General features: G+C 35.2%; 3 protein-coding genes. All 3 read left to right on the top strand.

Translation table 11 applies throughout. The features are described from left to right. The first annotated feature begins 198 nt into the window (after positions 1-198). The 3 genes from G493_RS0122680 (at position 199) to G493_RS0122670 (ending at position 1,335) form a co-directional block, all read left to right on the top strand. Positions 199-444, top strand: coding sequence for a hypothetical protein (locus tag G493_RS0122680; RefSeq protein WP_028582188.1), 246 nt, complete (start codon positions 199-201; stop codon positions 442-444). A 201-nt stretch (positions 445-645) separates the two neighbouring features. Further along, the gene (locus tag G493_RS33630) at positions 646-918 is read left to right on the top strand and encodes a hypothetical protein (protein WP_153306648.1); all 273 of its coding nucleotides are present in this window, start codon (positions 646-648) and stop codon (positions 916-918) included. Positions 919-978: 60 nt separating this feature from the next. Further along, a complete protein-coding gene (locus G493_RS0122670; protein WP_028582186.1) occupies positions 979-1,335 on the top strand; it encodes a hypothetical protein in 357 nt (118 codons plus the stop codon). Positions 1,336-1,435: the final 100 nt, after the last annotated feature.

The raw sequence follows: 1,435 nt of genomic DNA, 5'->3' as shown, positions 1-1,435 counted from the left end.
CGTTCGAGCTGACAAATACCACTGCGCGCAATCCTTACCTTGCAGGTTTACCGGTATCCTCTAGTGGTACTTTGCCGGTCATCTCTCATCGTGGTATTTGCCGCTCAACTTAACGTTAGCCACTGAAATAAAAAAGAATTGGTAGACAAAATATTTTTCTTTGTTTTCTGAAATGCATATGATTTTAAAAGGTACATAATGAAAAATAAGAAAAGCTTAAAAATTTTCTTACTCATAATTTATTGCCTGGCATTTTGGATTCTTATAGGTTTTCTGCCTGAATTATTCAAAGGTGCAGCATCTTGGTTATATGAAATTACAGGGAGTAAGGTGCTCATTATTATAACTAGTGTGGTAGTGCTGATAATTCCATGTGTTATTTATGCATTTGCAGGTATTCAAGGTGAGTTTTTCGGACCTATAAAAAAGGAAAAGAAAAAATAAAATTAGGCTAACCACCTGTTGGTATGGACGCGCAAACAGCCGCGCGCCCCACAACAGCACGTTAACCCCAAAAATATGAAGCATGTATTATATACTTTGTTATTTATAATTAGCCAAAGCATAATTATTTCAATAATATATGCTTTTTCAATATACATTTTTGACGATTTCGACCTAAGTTACGGAAAATATTATTCACTAATGTTCTCTATTATAATAGCAGTTATTACAGCTTCATTATCGGGGTTTGGTTTTTTAGTGGGGTGTGTTTTCTCTAAATTATCGGCTAAAACTGGTCAAATTCTTGTCGCTAGCATATTGGTTGGCTTTCTTTCATTTGGCGTTTTTAGAATGGTCTATAAAGTAGAGGAAGCGATAGGCGTAATGCATGATGTAATACCTTATTCTCTTTTAGTGCTAATCGGCCTTGTTATGCCTCTTCTTTTAAAAAAAATAAATAAAAATATAGGTTAACAAATCGTTTCTACGGAAGCCGCAAAAAGCGCGGCTCCCGCAGAACTCCACGTTATACCAATGAGAAAAACACTACCCATTGTCACCATAGTACTGATATCTTTCTTTTTATTCAGGTACAACAGTTTAGATGGTATAGATGGATTGATTTTCAGCACTTTTTTCATCGAAGATACAGTTTACTCAGAGGGTTATTCTGAAAAGAAATATAAAAGCATTGACCTTGGCATGAGTAAAGAAAAAGTATTGAAGATACTAGGAAAACCTCTCTATACAAATGAAAAATGGGAGGCTAAAAAATCAGAAGACAGATGGTGGTACACTAAAAGTCCTGGAGACACTCACTATAGAATAAGAGAAATTAGATTCTCAAATAATCAAGTAACCGAAAAGCATCACGAATACTACGTAGATTAAATGTTTAACAATAAACTCAGGTATAACGAATAAGGATAGATTGTGTGAGTGAGGAACGAACGAACCACAATCTTATCCGTGGTTGGACAAGCCCGTCTCT

The organism is Desulfogranum japonicum DSM 18378 (genome assembly GCF_000429945.1).
GTDB lineage: Bacteria > Desulfobacterota > Desulfobulbia > Desulfobulbales > Desulfobulbaceae > Desulfogranum > Desulfogranum japonicum.
The sequence above is the reverse complement of the archived record's forward strand: the minus strand, read 5'-3'. Positions and strand labels throughout refer to the sequence as shown.

Coding starts and splice junctions, on each gene's coding strand:
- G493_RS0122680 (WP_028582188.1), top strand. CDS start 199: ATGAAAAATAAGAAAAGCTTAAAAATTTTCTTACTCATAATTTATTGC.
- G493_RS0122670 (WP_028582186.1), top strand. CDS start 979: ATGAGAAAAACACTACCCATTGTCACCATAGTACTGATATCTTTCTTT.
- G493_RS33630 (WP_153306648.1), top strand. CDS start 646: ATGTTCTCTATTATAATAGCAGTTATTACAGCTTCATTATCGGGGTTT.